General features: G+C 56.7%; 1 protein-coding gene and 1 pseudogene. Both read left to right on the forward strand.

The genetic code is table 11. The features are described 5' to 3' along the window. Positions 1 to 877: bacteriophage T4 gp5 trimerisation domain-containing protein (locus tag AQS70_RS23775; protein ID WP_420912347.1), on the forward strand; the 877-nt coding region annotated here is incomplete at its 5' end. Next, positions 874 to 1,480, forward strand: a pseudogene (locus AQS70_RS10020) (hypothetical protein); the annotation flags it as partial. The gene AQS70_RS23775 and the pseudogene AQS70_RS10020, both read left to right, overlap by 4 nt.

Below are 1,480 nucleotides of genomic sequence, written 5' to 3' on the forward strand. Positions count from 1 at the left end.
AACCATCCAGATCGGTGCCAACCGCAGCGTGACCATCGGCGGCAACAAAACCGAAACCATCGCCCTGGCCAAAGCAGAAACCATTGGCCTCGCCAAAGCACTGACCATCGGCGCGGCTTACCAGCGCACCGTCGGCGCAGGCATGAATACCACGGTAGGTCTTAGCCAGAGTGAACAGGTCGGCGTCAATAAAGCCGAATGCGTTGGCAACCGCTATTGCATTGAGGTTGAAGACGAATTTGTAATTCGGGTGGGCCAATCCATCTTGGTGATGAAGGCCGATGGCACGATCACTCTCAATGGTCACACCTTCGATTTTAGTGCCTCGGGACCAGTCAATATCAGCGGCGCTGAGGTGGATCTGAATATCAAGCAGGTCGCACACGATAGCGCGGTGCATATCAAGAGGCTTCCCCTTGAGTTGCACTATACCTACGCCGATTTGAAGCCTGAGGTAGGCGCTCCCTACCGGGTGGAATTTGATGATGGCACGTTCAGAACCGGTGCTCTCGACGATCAAGGCGCTGCACGGATAGACAACCCGCCGGGGGCGGGGATCGCCTATTTCGGTTACGACACGCGTAAGCCCTTTCCTGTTGCTGTGCAGGCCAAAAACAGCCTCGCAGGTTTTGTGCCCTGCACGCCAGAGGAGGCAGAGCGAGCTATTGAGCGCTATCGCCAACAAGAAAACGAACATCGGCAAAACCACTACTTCACCGATGAAATCGCCGCTTCCGGGGCATTCAGTGTGGATTACGACGACATGCTCGAGAGTTATGCCTATGCCGATGACCCCGTCAGTGATGAGGCTGCGCCTGCGACCCCGGGTGAGCACAAGCAAGTACCTTTGAGAGATAGCCCGGAGGACCAAGCATGAGCCAGTCCGGTCTTTCTCAGCTAGAAAATGACACCTTTTTACAGATCCTCAACTGGGTTGAAGAGGTGGTTGAAGGCAAGGGTGCGTCATTGGCGCAGATGATGGTCAGCACCGTACTGGGGCTGATCCCTTTTGTCGGGCAGGCCGTCGATGCCTACAACATCTTGCGCTGCCTCTATCAACTCACGCGTACCCCGGACAGCAACGAGCATTGGCTGGATCTTGTGTTGTCGCTGATCGCACTGGTGCCAGGGTTCGGGGATGCGTTGAAAAACGTCTGCAACATGCTGCGTCATGGCAAGCCCATGGGGCGGATTCTGGACAGCTTGCCACGCCATGTTCGCGGTGACATCGAAACCTGGTTTCGCACCCTTGACTGGGCGCGCTACACCGCAGAAATGATTCAGAACCTCGACGCGATCCTACAGGGGCTGATCACCATGCTCAGCCGCAGCCTGAGCAGTTGGGCGCTGGGGCGTAAAGGCGTGCAGCAACTCATCAACCAGTTGAGCCAACTGCAAGCAATAGCCGGGCGCACCATCAGCGAAGCGATGGACACGCTCAAACGTGCCCCTCAAAAGTCCCTGCCCGACCCGTTGCCCA

This window comes from Pseudomonas endophytica (genome assembly GCF_001411475.1).
Taxonomy (GTDB): Bacteria; Pseudomonadota; Gammaproteobacteria; order Pseudomonadales; family Pseudomonadaceae; genus Aquipseudomonas; species Aquipseudomonas endophytica.